16 protein-coding genes are annotated in these 18295 nt (G+C 71.6%); 7 read left to right on the top strand and 9 right to left on the bottom strand.

All coding sequences use genetic code 11. The features are described from left to right. The first annotated feature begins 75 nt into the window (after positions 1 to 75). Positions 76 to 1305 carry a glycoside hydrolase family 64 protein gene (locus ACFCV8_RS19825; RefSeq protein WP_376686674.1) on the top strand — a complete coding sequence of 410 codons (1230 nt, stop codon included), beginning with the start codon at positions 76 to 78 and terminating at the stop codon, positions 1303 to 1305. 438 nt (positions 1306 to 1743) lie between these two features. After that, positions 1744 to 2406 carry a DUF4232 domain-containing protein gene (locus ACFCV8_RS19820; RefSeq protein WP_376686673.1) on the top strand — a complete coding sequence of 221 codons (663 nt, stop codon included), beginning with the start codon at positions 1744 to 1746 and terminating at the stop codon, positions 2404 to 2406. Positions 2407 to 2749: 343 nt separating this feature from the next. Here the strand turns inward: ACFCV8_RS19820 and ACFCV8_RS19815 are convergent, their stop codons facing one another. The 5 genes from ACFCV8_RS19815 to ACFCV8_RS19795 all read right to left on the bottom strand — a co-directional run bounded on the left by ACFCV8_RS19815 (position 2750) and on the right by ACFCV8_RS19795 (position 6943). Next, positions 2750 to 3253 carry a GNAT family N-acetyltransferase gene (locus ACFCV8_RS19815; protein WP_376686687.1) on the bottom strand — a complete coding sequence of 168 codons (504 nt, stop codon included), beginning with the start codon at positions 3251 to 3253 and terminating at the stop codon, positions 2750 to 2752. A gap of 83 nt (positions 3254 to 3336) precedes the next feature. After that, positions 3337 to 4107, bottom strand: a complete 771-nt coding sequence (locus ACFCV8_RS19810) for an alpha-ketoglutarate-dependent dioxygenase AlkB (protein WP_376686672.1) — start codon at positions 4105 to 4107, stop codon at positions 3337 to 3339. Beyond that, positions 4091 to 5320 carry a hypothetical protein gene (locus ACFCV8_RS19805; RefSeq protein WP_376686686.1) on the bottom strand — a complete coding sequence of 410 codons (1230 nt, stop codon included), beginning with the start codon at positions 5318 to 5320 and terminating at the stop codon, positions 4091 to 4093. Before ACFCV8_RS19805 ends, ACFCV8_RS19810 begins: the two co-directional genes overlap by 17 nt. Before the next feature lie 150 nt (positions 5321 to 5470). After that, on the bottom strand, positions 5471 to 6133 hold the full coding sequence (locus tag ACFCV8_RS19800) for a hypothetical protein (protein WP_376686671.1): 663 nt from the start codon (positions 6131 to 6133) through the stop codon (positions 5471 to 5473). A gap of 36 nt (positions 6134 to 6169) precedes the next feature. Continuing rightward, the gene (locus ACFCV8_RS19795) at positions 6170 to 6943 is read right to left on the bottom strand and encodes a methyltransferase domain-containing protein (RefSeq protein WP_376686670.1); all 774 of its coding nucleotides are present in this window, start codon (positions 6941 to 6943) and stop codon (positions 6170 to 6172) included. A 187-nt stretch (positions 6944 to 7130) separates the two neighbouring features. Here ACFCV8_RS19795 and ACFCV8_RS19790 point away from each other — a divergent pair, with 187 nt between their 5' ends. From ACFCV8_RS19790 to ACFCV8_RS19780, 3 genes are all read left to right on the top strand, one after another. Continuing rightward, complete coding sequence (locus tag ACFCV8_RS19790) at positions 7131 to 7496, top strand: peptidoglycan-binding protein (RefSeq protein WP_376686669.1); 366 nt, start codon at positions 7131 to 7133, stop codon at positions 7494 to 7496. A gap of 19 nt (positions 7497 to 7515) precedes the next feature. Beyond that, positions 7516 to 7905 (top strand): hypothetical protein, encoded by a 390-nt coding sequence (locus ACFCV8_RS19785; protein ID WP_376686668.1) that lies wholly within the window; start codon positions 7516 to 7518, stop codon positions 7903 to 7905. Between the two features lie 165 nt (positions 7906 to 8070). Further along, entirely contained in the window at positions 8071 to 11037 is a 2967-nt protein-coding gene (locus ACFCV8_RS19780; RefSeq protein WP_376686667.1) for a BTAD domain-containing putative transcriptional regulator, read from the top strand. On the opposite strand, the gene ACFCV8_RS19775 is transcribed toward ACFCV8_RS19780, so the two are convergent. Together ACFCV8_RS19775 and ACFCV8_RS19770 are read right to left on the bottom strand one after the other, a co-directional pair. Continuing rightward, positions 11030 to 11587, bottom strand: a complete 558-nt coding sequence (locus ACFCV8_RS19775; RefSeq protein ID WP_376686666.1) for a hypothetical protein — start codon at positions 11585 to 11587, stop codon at positions 11030 to 11032. The two genes, ACFCV8_RS19780 and ACFCV8_RS19775, sit on opposite strands and share 8 nt — an antisense overlap. Positions 11588 to 11730: 143 nt before the next feature. Then, a complete protein-coding gene (locus tag ACFCV8_RS19770; RefSeq protein ID WP_376686665.1) occupies positions 11731 to 12255 on the bottom strand; it encodes a hypothetical protein in 525 nt (174 codons plus the stop codon). Positions 12256 to 12538: 283 nt separating this feature from the next. Between ACFCV8_RS19770 and ACFCV8_RS19765 the strand changes: the two genes are divergently transcribed. After that, entirely contained in the window at positions 12539 to 13159 is a 621-nt protein-coding gene (locus ACFCV8_RS19765; RefSeq protein ID WP_376686664.1) for a YceI family protein, read from the top strand. Positions 13160 to 13240: 81 nt separating this feature from the next. Here ACFCV8_RS19765 and ACFCV8_RS19760 read toward each other — a convergent pair whose 3' ends face one another. Next, positions 13241 to 14251, bottom strand: coding sequence for an NAD(P)/FAD-dependent oxidoreductase (locus tag ACFCV8_RS19760; protein WP_376686663.1), 1011 nt, complete (start codon positions 14249 to 14251; stop codon positions 13241 to 13243). Between the two features lie 84 nt (positions 14252 to 14335). Beyond that, positions 14336 to 16957, bottom strand: coding sequence for a SpoIIE family protein phosphatase (locus ACFCV8_RS19755; protein WP_376686685.1), 2622 nt, complete (start codon positions 16955 to 16957; stop codon positions 14336 to 14338). A 387-nt stretch (positions 16958 to 17344) separates the two neighbouring features. Between ACFCV8_RS19755 and ACFCV8_RS19750 the strand changes: the two genes are divergently transcribed. Beyond that, positions 17345 to 18259 (top strand): GNAT family N-acetyltransferase, encoded by a 915-nt coding sequence (locus tag ACFCV8_RS19750; RefSeq protein WP_376686662.1) that lies wholly within the window; start codon positions 17345 to 17347, stop codon positions 18257 to 18259. Positions 18260 to 18295 lie beyond the last annotated feature (36 nt).

Raw genomic sequence — 18295 nt, 5'->3', positions numbered from 1 at the left:
CTCAGTCATAAGTCTTGACGGCGGGAATGGCCCTCACGAGAGTGGAGATTCCCCCCACACCTCCCAGGAGTCCCCGTGATCTCACGCAGGCTGTTCCTGAAGGGCGGCGCCACCGCCGCCGCGACCGCTCTCACGTACCCGGCATGGGGCGCCGCCCTGTCCCCGGGCGCGCACGCCGCCCCCGCGACCTGTGAACTCGCCCTCGCGAACCGTTCCCTGCCGGGCAAGGTCAACGCGTACGTCACCGGCCGCGAGCAGGGCTCGGGCCACTGGGTCCTGCTGCGGGCCGACGGCACCCCCTACCGCCCGGACTCCCCGTCCGCCCCGCAGACCCCGCTGCCCGTCGACTGCGCGATCCCGCTGAACGCGGCGGGTGCCGCGCCGGTGGTTCTGACGCTTCCTCAGATGTATGGCGCCCGCGTCTACTTCGTACGCGACGACACCCTCACGTTCTTCCTCAACCCGGGCCCCGAGGTGGTCGAGCCAGCCTTCGCGACGCCCACCGATGTCAACTACGGGCGCACCTGGTCGTTCTGCGAGTTCACGTTCAACCCGCAGCAGTTGTACGCCAACATCAGTTACGTGGACCTGGTGACCGCGCTGCCGATCGGTCTGACCCTGGAGGGCGACGCGACGCACACCGTGGCCCCGCTCCCGGACGGCGCGGTCCAGCGCATCGCGGACGGCCTCACCGCCCAGTCCGCCGCCGACGGCCGGCCCTGGGACAAGCTGGTGATCCGGGGCGGGGACGGCAACGTACTGCGGGTGATCTCCCCGCAGAGTCTGATGGCGCCGTACTTCGACCGGCCGGACCAGATGCCGTTCCGCGACGCGTTCACCTCGTACATCGACCGGGTCTGGGACAAGTACCGCTCCACCGACCTGCGCATCGACCTCCAGGGCGGGCGCGGCGTACGCACCGGGCGGGTGGACGGCGACGTCCTGACCTTCGAGGGCGGGCACACCTTCGCCAAGCCCACCTCCAAGGACGTCTTCACCTGCAACCACGGCCCGTTCACCAACAACCCGGCCGACTCCGACGACAAGAAGGCCCTCCTGGCCCGCCTCGCCTCCGGCTTCAACCGCTCCCTGATGCTCACCCACCCCGACCAGCCGAACGGCACCTCCCCCGCCGACTACTACCAGGACCCGGACACCAACCACTGGTCCCGCGTCGTCCACGCCAACACCCCGATCGGCTACGCGTTCCCGTACGACGACGTCCGCCCGGACGGCCAGCCCGACGTCTCGGGCGCCGCCAACGACGGCAACCCGCGCCGCTTCACGGTGAGCGTGGGGGCCTGATCGGGCGGGGCGGGCTCGCCGGGGCGGGGCGGGCCGCAGGTGTTCCTCGACTTCCTGTTCCGGGCGGAAGGGCTCACTGTCGAGATCGAGGGGCACCCGTACCACGGGAGCCGGGAGCCGGGAGCCGAACCGGAGCGACATCGACCGTTTCAACCGCATCCAGGCGTGCTCCGAGGCCAGGTCGCTGCTGCGGTCAACCGCCGCCGACGACGACGCCGACGTGTTCGCCCGCCCGGCGCACGTCGTCGCCCAGATCCGCGCGGCGCTCCAGCGGTTGCATACGGCGGGCCGAGTGCGGCGGTCCGAGTGCCGGGCCCGTGTGTAACAGGTCTGTCAGGGACACGTCCCAGCAGTGCGAGATCGGAACGGGCCAGGCGCAGGCTGTGTCTCAATGATCAGTAGCGCACCGCCGTCCCGAACCACAGCAAGGAAGTCCCGATGCACGTCCAGTCGAAGCTGACGAAGAAGCTGACCCTCGCCACCGTGGCCGTCCTCGCGGGCCTGACCCTGACGGCCTGCCAGGAAGGCGACATCGACGCCGCTCCGTCGCAGGACAGCGCTTCCTCCCCCGCCGCCGAGAACGGCGCGGCCTCCTCGGGCAGCACCGGCGGCAACGGCGGAACCGCCACGGACGGCGGCAGCAAGGGCGGCGACTCCGGCAACGGCAGTGACAAGGGCAGCGGCGGCGGCCAGATCAACACCGGCCCCTGCAAGACGGCCAATCTCACCATCGCCGCCAACCACGGCATGGGCGAGGGCGACGTCCTGGTCAGCCTGAAGAACAACAGCGACGCCTGCTCGCTCAAGGGCTTCCCCGGCGTCGACCTGAATACGTCGGACGGCGACACCTTCAGCGCGGACCGCAGCGCGAACACCCCGCAGGAGGTCGTCCTCGGCGGCGGCGAAACCACCCGCTTCACGCTCCACACCCCGCGCAACGACACCGGCGGCACTGGCCTCCGGATCGTCTCCATCGTCGTGACCCCGCCGAACGAGACGCACTCCGTGACGCTCCGGATCAGCCTCAGCCTCCCGGTGACGGACGGCTCGGATTCCGGTCCGGGTGTCACGGTCGACCCCGTCGGCTACGGCAAGCAGTGACGTGCGTCCTCTCCCCGATGGGAGAGGGCGCCCGCCTTCCGGTCCGGGGTCTGCGCCGCGTAGCCGGCCCTCGGCGTCCTTCCGGGCCAGCTCACACTGAGACTTCTTGAGCTTCTTCTCCGCCCGGCGCGGAAACCGCGGGAAGGAGACTTTCGTACCGTCGGACAGGACCGCGAAGTGCTTGATCCCGAGGCCGATGCCGACGCCGGGCAGGCCCTCGGCGTCGGGTGTGGTGGCAAGGTCGGCGTCCCGGTCGGTCTCGATCACAAAGAGCGCAAAGTACCGGCCGGCCGCGTCCTTGATCACTGTGACGCTGGAAGGCTTGGAGGGCAGGATTGCGGGGTCAGCGGACCAGTTCGGCGGCCAGGAGGTCCATCAGGAGGCCGTCGTGCCAGGTGCCGTCCGCGCCGCGCTCGTACTGCCGCATCACGCCGACCGGCCGGAAACCGACCTTGGTGTAGCAGCGGATCGCCGCCGTGTTGTCGGCGGCCGGGTCGATGACCAGCCGGTGGTGGCCGTGGTCGTCGACGAGGTGGCGGGCCAGTGTCCGTACGGCGTCGGTGCCGAGGCCCCGGCCGTGCACCGCGGGGTCGAGGAAGAGGTCGATGCCCGCGTGCCGGTACTCGGCGTCCTCCTCCTCGTACCACTGGATCATGCCGATGATGCGGTGCTCGTACTCGACGGTCAGGCAACGGGTGTCCGGGTCGTCGAGTCCGGCCAGCACCTCCGCCCGGAGATCCTCCGCGCCCCGCCATCGTGCCCGCACCTCGGGCGTGGCCCGAATGGCGACCAGCGCGGGGGCGTCCTCACTCCCGGTGGGCCGAAGAACCACAAAATCACCGCGCAGAACGTCCGTGTTCACATCCGCGCCCAAAGTCTGTGCTCCTCACGTTCTCGTCGGCCGGACCGCACCCTCCCCGCCCTCACGGGTCAGAGAGGCGGCATCAGATCGCTCTCGCTGACGGTGTACGTCAGCAGGGGGTAGACGAAGTCCGTCTCCTTGTTCTCGCGGCGCCGCAGTCGGTAGAACTCACGTCTCTGTTCTTCGTCGGCCACTGTCAGACGTGCGCCCCGCGGAAGGCAGGCGTGCCCGTCGCTGTACCGGACGAGGGTCTTCGACGTTCGAAACGTTACGCCCAGCCATTCATTGTCCGCCGCCCGGACAGGGGCGTCCAGGACGATTTTGTGCCTGAGCCGCCGGTTCGAGTCGGTGGAGAAGACGACCACACCGTTGTGGGCCAGGGGTATCTCGAACTTCTCGCCGTCGGACTCCTTCGATTCGAAGATCAGCTTTCTCTGCGGGATCGCTTCGGAATGCCGGTAGCAGGAGAAAACGGCAATGAACGAATCATCGGCCAGATCGAGGGCCTGGTCGGAGTGACTGCCCATGGTTCTGTAGGCGTTCGTGTAGCTCTCCACGAGGGCGTTGTTGAATCCGGCCGAGAGCCCGGCACACTCCTGAATCCGTTGCGCCAGTCGTTCGTGCACCGTCCGGAAACGCTGCGCCGGGCTGCTGTACCGGGTGGTGGTGCGTACGAGAGGCACACCGCCCGTGTCGTCGGTCCTGGTGAGCACGGCACCCCGTCGGCCTTTCCCTCCCTCTTCCCAGCGGACCGGCGCCGAAAGCTCGGCGAAGAGGTTCTCCTCGGCCGGCAATGCGAACGAGAGGATCTCGTCCGAAATCCTAGGCTCGGGGGGCAAGGTAGTCTCCCGTATTCATGCTGAAGAGAAATTCTTCGCCGTAGTCGATGAAGGACGAGGTTCTGTTCTCCTCGGCGTACAGCCTGCGCAGTTCGTCCATTCCGTCCGGGGTGGGCGGTCCCATCCTCACCAGGTCTCCGGCCACTTCGAGGAACGTGTGGCCGTTCTTGTGCACGGCTTCGGTGTTCGAGCAGCGCACCACGTACCCCAGACGGGTCGGCAGCAGCTCGGCGTCCAGCGCCGAGGGCCGGATCTCGTGCGTGTACAGGCGGTTGGTGGACAGCGGCATGAAGAAGACGGAGCCGGGATAGAGCGTCACGGTGAAATGCGGCGGGAGCGAAACCCCGTCACGCTCTTCGGCCGGCTCCTTGAGGTGGAAGCGGAGTCTGGTCAGTCCGCTGGCACCCTTCATGCCGTGGTCGAAGGCGTCCCCGGTCATGGGCCGCAGCTTGTCGAGCCGGTCGTAGAAAGTACAGAAGGCCATGATGCCGTTGGGGGGCATGTCCTTGGTCTTGTCGGCATGGGCCGAGATCCTGGCCTTGGACTGCTTGCGCTCCGGGGTGGCAAGGGTGTTGTGGTAGGTCTGAGCGAGTACGTGATTGAGCGGCGCCTGGTCCCGGAAGACGGTGGCGGCCTCGCGGTTCAGAGCCTCGACGATGTGCGTGTCGGTCGGGCGGAAACCCTCGGTCGGCCCCGAGAGATTCGTGGAGCACCGGAGCAGGCGGAAATGGAGTTCGTCACCGATGCGTGTGACGGGCGTCAGATAGATTCCGCTGCGATGAGCCGTTCCGGGCTTGGTGGACTCCGTCAGGGACTGGAACGCGTGCTCCGCACGGATTCGCCCGAAGTGGTCCTCGTCGAGTCCGAAGAACCGGCGGTAGTACACACCGACGCCGTGCACACGGACGGGAACCCGGCCGAGGTCGACGAGGGTCCAGGATTCGGCGACGTCCTTTTCGTAGTCGTGCGACAGCTCCCGGATGACGCATACTCGTGCGGCCTCCCGTAGCCGGCGGTCGTCGATCCCGGATATGTCGCCACACAGGTAGACGTTCCTCTGCGCGAGGTCGAGCGAACCGGAAGCAAGATCCTCCGGTGTGACCACGGATCCGAAGAATTCCCTGGTCAATTCGTTTTCCTTCAGCGCCGACGGTGCGACCAGGACATTGCTCGCGTCATCGATGCGGGCTTCTGCCGGATCTGTTGCGTACATCGGACGGGACCTTCCGTTCGCAGGGATTTCGGTGGATTGCAGCAGTACGGCGACGGAGCCGGTCGTGATCACGCCCGGCCGGCCCACCCCTCGGACCGGCCCGCTCCTCGAACCCGCGGGTTCATCGACGCGCATGGCCGGAGCCGCTGTCTACCGGAGCGACAGCGCTGCCCACGTCGCCGCCAGGATCGCCACGGCCCAGCAGGCCGAGCGGACGACGACGCCCCATCCCGAGATCGCGGAGTCGCGCCCCACCGAACCGACGGGGTGGCGGAGCGAGTGGGGCTCGGTCCAGAGACAGGCCGGTACGCCGGGGCCCACGAAGGCGGAGAGCAGCCAGTATCCGGCGCTGGGCGTGCGCTTCATCTCCCGGGTGAGCATCGCGGTCACCCCCGCCGCGAAGACGGCCAGGGACGCCCACTTGAGCCATGCCGCCTCGATGACGCGCCAGTAGAGCAGGGGGACCAGGGTCGACAGGCCGCCCATGGGGGCCAGCGGGTCCGTCCTGTCGAACGTCAGGCGCGCCGCGGTCTGTGCTCCGAGCCGCTCCCGGAGGATGTGCCCGAAGGCGTTCTCGGGATCCGTCCCCGGAAGGGACTCGAACCGGTACGTGTACGCCTTGCTCTCCAGGAACCCGTCGCCCCACCGGACCCGCACCTCCACCGGGGACACCTGGACGAGGTGGACCGAGGACATCCGCCCCGCCCTGGCATCGCTCAGGAGCTCCGCCATCCCCGCCCTCGCGGGCAGGACCGCGGACGCCGCGCTCACCGCGCCCATCAGGAACACCAGAATCCCGACCGCGCGAACCACCGTCCAGTGCACAGTTGAGCCGGCCTCACCCTCGCGTCAGCGGGAACAGATCACGGTGACGAGCGTAAAAGACGCGTAGAACGGTCCCTGCGACAGGCCGGCGAACCAGCGGTGGCCGCGGTCGCGGTCGACATGGCCCGCGGCGATGGCCTTCTCCATGTTGCGGCCGAGGCCCAGGGTGTGATCCGCGGCGTCGAAGTCGCGGAAGACCGGCGTGGTGGCGAGCACCGTTTCGACGCGGAAGCCCGCGCGTTCGGCGAGGCGGGCGAGGCTGCGGCCGATGGTCGCGTTGCGTACGACTTCCGCCGTGGTGAACCGGGTGAAGGCGCGGCTCGTTCCGAGGTCCTCGGCATCGACGACCAGGGTGTCCCAGTCGGGTTCGGCGAGGCCGATCCGGGCGCCCGGACGGGTCGCGCGGTGGAGCTGGGCGAGAACGTCCGCCGGTTCGGCGACATGCATCAGGACCCGGTCGACCTTGGCCCGGTCCACCGTCCCCGGCTCGACGGGCAGGGCGTGCGCGTCGCCCTCGCGGATCTCCACCCGGTGCAGGTCCTCCGTACGTTCGCGGGCCCGGGCGAGCATGTCCGGGTCACGGTCCACGCCGATGACCGTGCCGCCGTCCCCGACGCGTTCGGCCAGCGCCGGCAGATCCGTACCCGGACCGCACCCCACGTCCAGGGCGGTCTGGCCCGCGCGGATGTCCAGCAGGTCCAGCATCCGCCGCTTGTACGCGCGGCCCGCGTCACCGGCGGCGGCGCGCAGCATGTAGGAGGCCTGGTCGGGTCGGGATGTGCCCAGCGTCGATGACATACGGGGCAGTCAATCACCCGGGCACGGCGTCAGGCATCCGCTTCCCCGTCGCCCGCGGATTCCCCTCCGTCGCCGGCCGGTTGGTCCCGGGGTGTTGGCCGCGTGTTGGAGCGGGATTGCGGTGGCCGGTCAGTGTGGGGGACGTCAAGGACCGCACGTCAGCCCAGGGAATCGGGGAGCAGTAGAGATGAAGTCACGCATCATGAGGGCCGGGACGACCGCCGCCGCAGCCGTCTGCCTGGCCGTCGGCGGGTGGAGCGTCAACGCCCACGCCGCCGCCGGGGCTCCGTGGATCGGTTACGGCCAGGCCAACACGTACAACGGCGTCAAGTGCGTACAGCAGTTGGTCAACGACCTCTCCTTCTCGACCGGCTACCACACCGTCGCCGTCGACGGCTCCTTCGGCCCCGACACCGACGGTGCCATCCGGGCCTTCCAGCGGTGGGAGCACCTGTCCGTGGACGGCATCGTCGGCCCCAACACCGGTGACGCCCTCCTGATCGCGACCAAGGACGGCTACGGCTGCGGTGCCTACGTCCCGAGCAACCACTGAGGAACGGACGGACACCGAGATGAAGATGAAGGTCACCAAGCGCGGGATCCTCGGGGTCTCCGCCGCGGCCGTCGCCGCCCTGACGCTGAACCTGACGGCCCCGGCGTCCCCGGCGCAGGCGGCGTTCAACGGCTGCCCCTACCCGTACGTGTGCGTCTGGAACAACATGGCCGGGGAGGGCGCCCCGGTCGCGATGTACCGGGACATCACGGACTACTTCCAGTCGGTCGCGCCGCGCAGCCCCTTCTCGGTGCTCAACACCCGGCACGACGACGTGGTGTACGTCCGCACGGTCTCGGGTTCCAACCAGACCACCGTATGCCTCACCTCGGACGCCGAGATCTACAACGTGATGTCCGGCACCACCACCATCACCGGTATCCGCATCAGCGACAACTCGCACTGCTGACCAGGCCGGACGGGCGTCACGGGCGGGCGGGCGGATGTGACCGCCCCGCCCGCCCGCGCCTGTTGATCTTGTGTCCCCCGTTCGGATTACGATGTGCCCCAGCCGGTCCCTCCGTTCCTCTCCTCCGCAGCACGGATGCCGACCGTTGTCGCCTTGGGGGGCGTAATGCTGAGGTTCGGGCTGCTTGGACCGCTGGTGGTGCACGACGGTACGGCGCTGAGGCCGGTGACGGGGCTCAAGGTCCGGGTGCTGCTGGCCGCGCTGCTGCTCCAGCCGAACCGGGTGGTGTCCAAGGACTCGCTGAAGGAGGCGATGTGGGGCGATGAGCTGCCCTCCAGCGTCGAGGCGTCCTTCGCCAACCACGCGACCCGGCTGCGCCGGCTCCTCGCCGCGACCGGGGACGAGCGGCTGCTGACCGTGGCGCCCGGCTACCAGCTCCTGGTGGCCGAGGGCGATCTGGACATCGAGGTGTTCGAGGCCCGGGTGCGTGCCGCCGGTCTCGCCCACCAGGCGGGCGACTGGGAGAAGGTCCTCGGGGAGAGCCGGGCGGCGCTGGCCCTGTGGCGCGGGGCGCCGCTCGCCGACCTCACCCCGTACCGCGACCAGCGCGGCCCGACCCTGCGGATCCACCGGCTCGGCCAACTCCGCCTCCAGGCACGCGAATGGGCCTTCGACGCCGAGCTCCGCCTCGGGAACCACCGCGAGATCCTCACCGACCTCGCCGTCCTGGCCGCCGAGAACCCGCTGCGCGAGGAGCTCCACCGCCAGCTCATGCTCGCCCTGCACCGCACCGGGCGCCAGGCCGAGGCGTTCGAGGTCTTCCACACCCTGCGCCGCTCGCTGGTGGACGAGCTCGGTACGGAGCCCGGCCCGGCCGTCCGCGCCTCGTACCAGGAACTGCTGGACGGGGAGCAGCCCCCGGCCCCGCCCGTCCTGGCACCGGCACCCCGTCCGCCGTACCAGATCCCCTCCTCCGTACCGGAGTTCACCGGCCGGGAGCGTGAGGCGGCCGCGGTGGCGGCGCTGCTGCGCGACGCCGCGGCCTCGCGGCGGCCCGTCGTGATCTCGGGGATGGGCGGCGTCGGGAAGACCGCGCTCGCCGTCCATGTGGCCCGGCTGGTGCAGGACGAATTCCCGGACGGCACGCTCTACGCGGACCTGCGGGGGTTCAGCGGCGGGGGCCCGCGCAGCGCGCACGACCTGCTGGCCCGGTTCCTGGCCGACCTCGGGGCGCGCCCGGCGGCGCTGCCGGACGACACGGACGACCGGGCGGCGCTGTTCCGGTCCGCGATCGCGGGCCGCCGGGTCCTGCTGGTCCTGGACAACGCCCGGGACGCCGCCCAGGTCACCCCGCTGCTCCCGCCGCAGGGTCCGGGCGCGGTGCTGATCACCAGCCGTCAGCTGCTGGTCGAGCTGCCCGGTGTCGAGATGATGCCGCTGCGCCCGCTCGGTGCCGAGGAGCAGCTCGCCCTGCTGTCCCGGCTCTGCGGCGCGGACCGGATCGCGCACGAACCGGCCGCCCTGGCCGACATCCTGACCGCCTGCGGGGGGCTTCCGCTGGCCCTGCGGATCGTCGGCGGCAGGCTCTCCTCGCGCCCGTCGTGGCCGCTGGCGCTGCTGGCCGAGCGCCTCGCCCCGGACCGGGGCCGTCTCCAGGCGCTGTCGATGGGCGCGGTCGCCGTACGGCACACCTTCGACATGAGCTACCGGGCGATCCGTGACAGCGGCAATGCCCCCGAGCGCGAGGCGGCCCGCGCCTTCCGGCTGCTCGGCCTGTGGAAGCCGCACGTCTTCACCACCCGGTCGGCCGCGGCCCTGCTGGGCGCGTCCGAGTACGACGCGTCCGCCGTCCTGGAGCTCCTGGTCGACGCGAACCTCGTGCACGGTCCCGGCCCCGGCCGGTACGCGCTCCACGACCTGCTGGGCGAGTACGCCGCGCAGTGCGCGGCGGAGGAGGAGCCCGCGGGCGAGCGGGAGGCGGCCACCGTACGGATGCTCGTCTGGTACGCGCGGGCGGTCGGCGCCGCCTGTGCGGTGGCCAGCCACGAGACGCAGTCCCCGCCGCCGCTCAACGAACCCGTGGGCTCCGCCCTGCCGGAGTTCGCGGAGGACGCGGACGCCATCGAGTGGACCAAGCGGGAGCTGCCCGCGATCCGGGAGGCCCTCGCCCGGGCCGGTGAGGCCGGGCGCTCCGACATCGCCTGGCGTCTGGCCGCCGGGCTCTTCGGGTACGCGACGACCCACTGGTGGACCGGTGAGTGGGACGCCTGTCTGCGGCAGGCGATGGACATCGCGGTGGCGCACGGGGACACGCTCGGCCAGGCGTGGCTGCACCGCCGGACGGCCGTCGCGCACGGCATGGCGTACCGCAACGAGCAGTGTCTGGAGCACCTGGGCCGGGCCCTGGAGTTCTTCACCGACGCCGGTGACCTGCTGGCCCAGGCGTCGATCCTCGGCAACATGTCGTCGTTGCACTCCCAGACCGGGGACGCCCGGCAGGGGCTGGTCCTTGCCGAGAGGTCGCACGAGCTGTACCGCCGTACCCGTAGTCCCCGCAGCGAGGCGCTGGCCCTGAGCCGGATCGCGGACGCCCAGAACCTGCTGGGCGAGTACACGCTCGCCGTGCTGACGTACGAGAAGGTCATCGCGGCTCTGCGCGAGCAGCGGCACGGTGTCTTCCTGGCCACCAGTCTCACCCATCTCGGCGATGTCCGGCGTCATCTGGGCGACCGGGAGGCGGCGTTGGAGGCGCAGTCGGAGGCGCTGGCCATCCGGCGGCGGATGGACGATCCCGGCGGCACCGCGGACTGCCTGGCCTACATGGCCCGTACGCACCAGCACTTCGGGGAGCGGGAGGCCGCCCGGTCCTGCTGGGAGCAGTGTCTGGAGCTGGGGCTGCACCATGGCATGGCGCAGCACATCGAGGCGAGTCGCGCGGGCCTGGCCGGTCTGCCGGCCCTGCCCGCGCCCTCGCCCCCGAAGGAGGTGACCGTGTCCCCCGTACCTCCTTCGCAGAGGGTGGCCGCTTCCCCCGTACCGCCCCCGTCCGGTGCGGCCACTGCCTCGTCCGTTCCCCCGTCCCCCTCCCCTCAGCCGGAGGCCGGGGGGCCGACGCGGACGTGTGTCAGCTGACCCAGCTCGTGCACTTCAGCTCGATGCCCTCGACGTTCACGCAGGCGCGCAGCCAGGTGCCGTCCGGCCAGTACTGCATCGGGGTGTAGACGTCCCCGCCGTCGCGGTGCTGGTAGCCGCGCAGGCCGTCCCAGGTCTTGCCGCCGTCCGTGGACCGGTCGATCCACACGCCGTAGGGGCTGTACCGCGTGGCCGTCTTCGCCCAGCCGTACCACCGGCCGTCCTTCTTGCCGGAGCGCAGCGCCACGGTGGCGAAGCCGGTGACGGTCGCCGTGGCGTCGGTGTCCGGGCCGGAGTCCCAGCTGACCGGATTGGGGTCCCATCCGTCGCAGCTGTAGCCGCTGCACCCCAGGCCGGCGGCCGAGGCCGGATTGCCCGTTCCCACCAGCGCGGCGAAGGCCATCGCCGCGACCGGCAGCGCCCGGGTGAGCACCCGGCTCCTCTTGTTCCTCATGATCCCGCCCCCGTGTTCCTTCTCGTCGTCGTTCTCGGTCGCGCCCGGCAGGAAGTCCTCGCCCAGCGGGAGGTCCCCGGCCGACAGGAAGAGCATCCCGCCGCGTCCCAACAGCGCCGCAACGCGCCGCCAACACGCCCGTGGCCTGCGTCCTCGCCGTCGCCCCGGCGTGCGGATGCCCCGCTCCGACGGGTCGGGTCGGAGCGGGGCATCCGGGTGCTGTCGTGCGCGCTGCGGGGTCAGCAGCCGCCGCAGTTGTAGTACGTCACGTCCCAGTGGTTGCCCTCGTCGGCGTAGATGTTGCCGGAGCCCGCCTTGTACTGGGGAGCGCCGTCGCCGCGGAGGCCGATGTAGGTGAACGTGTTGTGGATGTAGTTGGTGAGGCAGGTCGACTTGCCGAAGTCGAGCTTGTAGCCGTTCCAGTGCGAGTACGTGCCGCCGGCGTGGCCGGTCTCGGTGCCGCCGGTGATGTTCAGCGCGCAGCCGGTGGCGCTCTTGAGGGTCTGGGCGCCCTGGGCGGTCGGCAGGTTGAGCTGGTCGAAGGACGTGCAGGTGGCGACGTTGCGGTTGGAGCAGCCGCCGGAGGACGACCAGGTGACCCCGGAGGAGCTGAAGCGGGCGGTGGCCTCGGCGTGGGTGAGCTTGGTGACGGCGTGGGCCTGGGGGGCGTTCCCGCCGAGCACACCGAAGCCCGGGGCGAAGAACACGCCGAGCACCAGGGCGAGCGCGGTCAGGACGGGGCGCAGTCTCATTGCGGACGACATGGGGGGATCCTCCTGCTCATGACAAGTAAGGGCAGGGAGATACTGCCCGAGTTCTACGCGCGTCCGCCAGAGGGTGGGCGCATCACCCGGCGGCAATTGGGGTGACGTTCGGCCGCCGTTCACGCCGCCCGACGACATCCCGGTACTGCATTCGGGTGAGTCCCGACAGAGACGGTTGAAATTTTAACTAGATACCGGTACAGTCAATCTCGTTGAAGGTTAAACAACAACCGCGACAGCCGTGATCCCCACGCCCCGTCGCATCACGTCCCGAGGAGGAGCCATGGCTCTGTTCAACCGCAAGAACAACAACAACGCCCCCGCCGCCACCCCCGCCGCCGTGGACCCGGCCCTGGCCGCCCTCAGCGGTGACTACACGATCGACCCGGCCCACAGCAGCATCGGCTTCACCGTGCGCCACGCCATGGTGACCAACGTGCGCGGCTCCTTCGGCGAGCACGAGGGCAGCCTGAAGCTGGACGGAGCCGACCCGGCCAACTCCACCGCCGCCATCGACGTCAAGATCGCCAGCGTCGACACCGGCATCGCCGACCGCGACGGCCACCTGGTCAGCGGCGATTTCTTCGACGCCGAGAAGTTCCCGCTCATGACGTTCCGCTCGACGCACGCCGAGCAGCTCGGCGGCGACCAGTACCGCATCACCGGCGACCTGACGATCAAGGACGTCACGCGCCCGCTCTCCATCGACCTGGAGTTCAACGGCTCCGCCACCGACGTCTACGGCAACGAGCGGGTCGGCTTCGAGGGCAGCGCGAACATCCTGCGCTCCGACTGGGGCCTGACCTGGAACGCGGCGCTGGAGACCGGCGGCGTGATGGTCAGCGACAAGGTCAAGCTCACCTTCGACATCTCCGCGATCAAGGCCGCCGCGCCCCAGGCCTGACGCCTCTCCCCCGCCGGCCGGGACCGCTCCCGGCCCGGCGCTCCTCCTCTCGCCGTGCGGCCTCCGTCCGCCGGGCTCCGCTCAGGCCCGGCGGGCGGCGACCGCACGGCGTACGTCGTCGTCGGTCAGGTCCGCGTTGAGCGCGACCGCGGCCTGCATCCCGGCCGCCGCGGCCACGACGACCTGGGCCTTCGGGTCGGCGGCGTTCCCCGCCACCCGTACGCGGGGCACCCGCGTGGACCCGGCCGGGCCGGTGGCCAGGCAGGTCCCGGCCGGTGCGCCGCCCACCGTCACCTCGGTCACCTCCAGGCCGAGACCGGCGAGCCCCTCCGTGCGGGCCACGAAGCGGGGCTGCACCACGACCGCCTCGCACGCCACCACCCGGCCGCCGGCCAGCCGCACCCCGGCGAGCCGGTCGTCCGTCACCTCCAGGCCGGTCACCTCACCGTCGACCACCGCGATCCCGCGCGCCGCCAGCTGCTCGTACTCCTCCCCGGCGGGCTCCGGTCCGGTGTGGCCGAAGAGCGTGACGTCCTCGGTCCACTGCCGCCACATCAGTGCCTGGTGCACGGCCAGCGGGCCGGTGGACAGGACGCCGACCGGGCGGGAGCGGACCTCCCAGCCGTGGCAGTACGGGCAGTGCAGCACCTCGCGCCCCCAGCGCTCGGCCACGCCCGGCACCTTCGGCACCTCGTCGACCAGGCCGGTGGCCACCAGGAGGGCACGGGCCACGACAGCCGTCCCGTCCTCCCGCACCACACGGAAGCCCTCGCCGCCGGGCAGCCGCTCGGCGGCGGCCACGGCACCAGCGGCGACCTCGCCCCCGTACCGGGTCACCTCTCCGCGGCCGACGGCCAGCAGCCGCGACGGCGGGAGCCCGTCGTGCCCCAGGTAGCCGTGCATGTGCGCGGCCGGGGCGTTGCGCGGCTCGCCCGCGTCGAGCACCAGCACCGAGCGGCGCGCCCTGGCCAGGGTCACCGCCCCGCTCAGCCCGGCCGCACCGCCGCCGATCACCACCACGTCGTAGCGCCGGTCCGCACCGGGCCCCGCCGTCCTCCCGCCGCTCGCCACCGCGTCACTCGTTCCGCTCATCAGGAGCACCTCCCTTTCGCCGGAGAGCGTCCATGAGGCGGCACGATTTCGGCAAACTACCTTGCCGAAGCGGCAAACAAGGGATTACAGGGGGGTCTCCTCCGTTTCGCCGACCGTCTGCTCCGACCAGATGACCTTGCCGGTGTCCGTGTAGCGGGTGCCCCAGCGTTCGGCGAACTGGGCGACCAGGAAGAGGCCCCGGCCGCCCTCGTCGGTGCTCCCCGCGTACCGCAGGTGCGGGGCGGTGCTGCTGCTGTCGGACACCTCGCAGATGAGGTTGCGGTCGTACAGCAGGCGTACGGCGATGGGGGCGGTGCCGTAGCGGACCGCGTTGGTGACCAGTTCGCTGAGGATCAGTTCGGTGGCGAAGGCCTCCTCCTCCAGGCCCCGGTCGGCGAGCCACTGGGCGACGTTCTTGCGGACGCCGGCGACGGCCGCCGGGTCGGTGGCCACGGGCCACTGCGCGACCTGCTCGGGGTCGAGCGTGCGGGTGCGGGCCACGAGCAGCGCGACGTCGTCGTCGGGCCGGTCGCCGAGGAGCGCGTCGAGCACCGCGTCGCAGGTCTCCTCCGGTGTCCGGTCTCCCCCGGTGAGCGCCTGGCGCAGCAGGTCGAGGCCGGTGTCGATGTCCCGGCCGCGCCGCTCGATCAGACCGTCCGTGTACAGGACGAGCCGGCTGCCCTCGGGTACGTGGAACTCGGCGGCCTCGAAGGGCATGCCGCCGATCCCGAGCGGAAGCCCGGTGGGGACGTCGGGGAACTCCACGGTGCCGTCGGGCAGGACCAGCGCGGGCCCGGGGTGACCGGCCCGGGCCACCGTGCAGTTGCCGTTGACCGCGTCGTAGATCGCGTACAGGCAGGTGGCACCGGCGATCTCGGCGTCGCCCTCCTCGGTCTCGTCCCGGTCGATCCGGGCGACCAGCTCGTCCAGGTGCCAGAGCAGCTCGTCGGGCGCGGGGTCCAGCGAGGAGAAGTTGTGGACGCTGGTGCGCAGCCGCCCCATGGTGGCCGCGGCGTGCAGCCCGTGCCCGACCACGTCGCCCACGACCAGGGCCACCCGGGCGCCGGAGAGCGGGATCACGTCGAACCAGTCGCCGCCGACGCCCTCGTAGGCGGGCAGGTAGCGGTAGGCGACGTCCAGGGCGCTCTGCTCGGGCAGTCCGCGCGGCAGCAGGCTGCGCTGGAGCGTCACGGCGAGGGCGTGCTCGCGGGTGTAGCGGCGGGCGTTGTCCACCCCCACCGCGGCCCGGGCGACCAGCTCCTCCGCGAAGGACAGATCGGCGTCGTCGAACGGCCGCGAATCGCCCGCGCGCCAGAAGTTGACCATGCCCAGTACGGTGCCGCGCGCGTGCAGCGGCACCGACAGCATCGAGTGGAAGCCGTGGTTCCTGATCCGTTCGGCCACCTCCGGGTCCCAGTTCCGCAGGCCCAGCCGCCGGAACTCGTCCGCCAGGTCGGCGTCCTCGCGGTGGGCGCGCATGGCTCCGGTCCGGCTGGGCACGAAGCCCACCACGTGGCCGACCGGGTACAGCGGGTGCTCGGCCGTGGCGGACGTGACGGCGGTGCGGCGCATCTCCAGGGTGGCGCCGTGCGGGGTGACCGGCTCGTCGCCGCGGCGCACGGGGTCGGCGATGTCGACGGTGGTGACGTCGGCGAATCCGGGGGTCGCCACGTCCGCGAGCTCCTTGGCGGTGCGGGTGACGTCCAGCGTGGTGCCGATGCGGGCCCCGGCCTCGTACAGGAGCAGCAGCCGTTCGGTGGCGAGTTCGGCCTGTCCGGTGACCGCGCGGAGTTCGGTGGTGTCGCGCAGGGTCACCACCGTGCCGGGCGGGCCGCCCCGGGCGTCGGTCGGGCGGAGGTTGACGGCCAGCAGCCGTTTCCCGGCCCGCAGCACCTCGTCGGTGACGGTGCGGCCGGAGACGAGGAGCTCCGCGGTCTCCGGGGCCAGCCCGAGCGCGGCCACGGGCCGGCCCTCGGCGTCCGGCGGCAGGTCGAGCAGGCGGCGGGCCTCGTCGTTGGCCAGGGTCAGCCGCCGGTCGGCGTCGACGATGAGCACGCCCTCGCGGACCGCGTGCAGCACCGCGTCGTGGTGTTCGTACATCCGGGTCATCTCGGCCGGGCCGAGCCCGTGGGTCTGCCGCCGCAGCCGGCGGCCCAGAAGCGCCGCGCCGCCCGTGGTGATCGCGAGAGCGGCGGCCGCCGCGGCGGCGGCCAGCGGGAGGGAACGGTCGGCGAGGGTGTTCACCGACTCGACGGTGATGCCCACGGACACCAGCCCGGCGACCGAGCCGTCGGGCCGGCGCACCGGAACGAGGGTGCTGACCGCGGGGCCGCTGCCCATGGCGACGGTACGGGTGTAGCCGGAGCCGGTCAGGGCGTACGGGGGGAGGTCCGTGATGCGCTGCCCGATCATCGCGGGATCGGGGTGGGTGTAGCGCACGCCCTCGGGGCTCGCCACCACGACGTACGCCACATCGGTCTGGCGGCGGACCTCCTCGGCGCGGGGCTGGAGCCGTACGGTGGGGTGCGCGCTGTCCAGCGCCTGCACCATGCCGGGCGAGTGGGCGAAGGCGGAGGCGACGCTCAGGGTGCGGTCCCGGGCGTCGGACATGCTGTCGCGGCGGCCCTGCACGATCAGTGCGACCGTCCCCGTCACGACGAGCAGCAGCACGAGACCGAGGACGCAGCAGAAGACCTGGCCCGCCAGGGTGCGCACGCTGAACAGGGAGCGCAGGCGACCGCCCGGGGACCGGTGGGTCGTGTCCCGGGCGGACGACGCGGGGGCGCCGGGGCCCGGGCGTCCTTCATCGTGCCGATCTGATCGCCGGACGGAGCGTCGCAGTCTCGCCCGGAATCGGCCGATATCAGCCATATATTCAGGTCTAACATGAATCACGGCTGTCCGAGAGACCGTGCCGGGCGCCCCGAGGGCCGTGGCGGCCAGGTCACCGGTGCTCCCGGCGGGGCGGACCGTGCCGCGGTGCCACCGGGTGCCGGCCCTGCCCGCGCCCGCGCGCAGGGCACCCCCGGGACCATGCGACGTACCCGGACTCGTCCGCCCTTGCCCGCCCAACACCCTGAGTAGGGTGGCCGGATGACAGAACTCGACGTGCTGGACGACACCACGGCCTGGCAGCAGGACTTCGAACGGCGGCGGCTCGCCGCGTACACGGCGTCCGGACTCGACGCCCCCGCCGCGGAGAGCCTGCTCGACGGTGCGCGCCGCCACGTGAACGCCTGGACCGTCGCGGGGATCATGGACGCCGGGACACGGGTGGGGTACGTCGCCGTGGCCGCCGCCGGGGAGAACGACGCACGCGCGAGCCGCATCGGCGACTTCTGCATAGACCCGGCCCACGCCGGGCGGGGCCATGAGCGGGCCGCCCTGGACTGGGCCGAGGCATGGTGCGCGGAGCGCGGCGCGGAGCAGATCCGCGTACGGCTCGCCGGACCCGACACCGGTCCGTTCGACGCGTACGGTGTCCGCGGCCAGCTCAGGGCGCGGCGGATCGGCTCCCCGCCGGAGCCCGTCGAGGGCATCACCGGTCGGCCGATGACCCCGGCCGAGTACACCGGCTGGCTCGCCGTCGAGAAGGCCTCCTACGCGCACAACATCGCGCGGTCCGGGGCGCTGGGCCCCGAGGAGGCCCGGCGCAAGTCCGACCGCGACTTCGCGGAGCTGCTTCCCGAGGGCCTGGACACGCCCGACAACACGTTCCTGGTGCTGGAGGCGGACGGTGAGCCCGTCGGCAACGGCTGGCTGAAGCACGGATACCTGCCGGGCGTGACCTATGGTTACGGGCTGCGCATCGCGGAGGAGCACCGGGGCAAGGGGTTCGGCCGGGCGGCGATGGTGGCGGGCGAGGCGGCGACGCTCGCGGCCGGCGAGTCGACGCTGATGTTCACCGTGTGGGGCGGCAACGAGGTGGCCATGAACCTGTACACGAGCGTGGGGTACCTGGTCGTCGAGGAGAACCGCTCCCTCGCGCTTCCCCGCTCCGCCGCCTGATCCCGCGGCCGGGCCCGCGGGCCCCGGCCCCGGACC

This window comes from Streptomyces sp. NPDC056347 (genome assembly GCF_042262625.1).
In the GTDB taxonomy this organism is placed as follows: Bacteria; Actinomycetota; Actinomycetes; order Streptomycetales; family Streptomycetaceae; genus Streptomyces.
This window is presented reverse-complemented; position numbering and strand designations above follow the sequence as displayed.

What these genes read in the sequence shown, in the direction of transcription:
- ACFCV8_RS19820 (WP_376686673.1), top strand. Translation starts at nt 1,744, where the DNA reads ATGCACGTCCAGTCGAAGCTGACGAAGAAGCTGACCCTCGCCACCGTG.
- ACFCV8_RS19780 (WP_376686667.1), top strand. Translation starts at nt 8,071, where the DNA reads ATGCTGAGGTTCGGGCTGCTTGGACCGCTGGTGGTGCACGACGGTACG.
- ACFCV8_RS19770 (WP_376686665.1), bottom strand. Translation starts at nt 12,255, where the DNA reads ATGTCGTCCGCAATGAGACTGCGCCCCGTCCTGACCGCGCTCGCCCTG.
- ACFCV8_RS19765 (WP_376686664.1), top strand. Translation starts at nt 12,539, where the DNA reads ATGGCTCTGTTCAACCGCAAGAACAACAACAACGCCCCCGCCGCCACC.
- ACFCV8_RS19785 (WP_376686668.1), top strand. Translation starts at nt 7,516, where the DNA reads ATGAAGATGAAGGTCACCAAGCGCGGGATCCTCGGGGTCTCCGCCGCG.
- ACFCV8_RS19775 (WP_376686666.1), bottom strand. Translation starts at nt 11,587, where the DNA reads ATGCTCTTCCTGTCGGCCGGGGACCTCCCGCTGGGCGAGGACTTCCTG.
- ACFCV8_RS19760 (WP_376686663.1), bottom strand. Translation starts at nt 14,251, where the DNA reads ATGAGCGGAACGAGTGACGCGGTGGCGAGCGGCGGGAGGACGGCGGGG.
- ACFCV8_RS19750 (WP_376686662.1), top strand. Translation starts at nt 17,345, where the DNA reads ATGACAGAACTCGACGTGCTGGACGACACCACGGCCTGGCAGCAGGAC.
- ACFCV8_RS19795 (WP_376686670.1), bottom strand. Translation starts at nt 6,943, where the DNA reads ATGTCATCGACGCTGGGCACATCCCGACCCGACCAGGCCTCCTACATG.
- ACFCV8_RS19805 (WP_376686686.1), bottom strand. Translation starts at nt 5,320, where the DNA reads ATGTACGCAACAGATCCGGCAGAAGCCCGCATCGATGACGCGAGCAAT.
- ACFCV8_RS19790 (WP_376686669.1), top strand. Translation starts at nt 7,131, where the DNA reads ATGAAGTCACGCATCATGAGGGCCGGGACGACCGCCGCCGCAGCCGTC.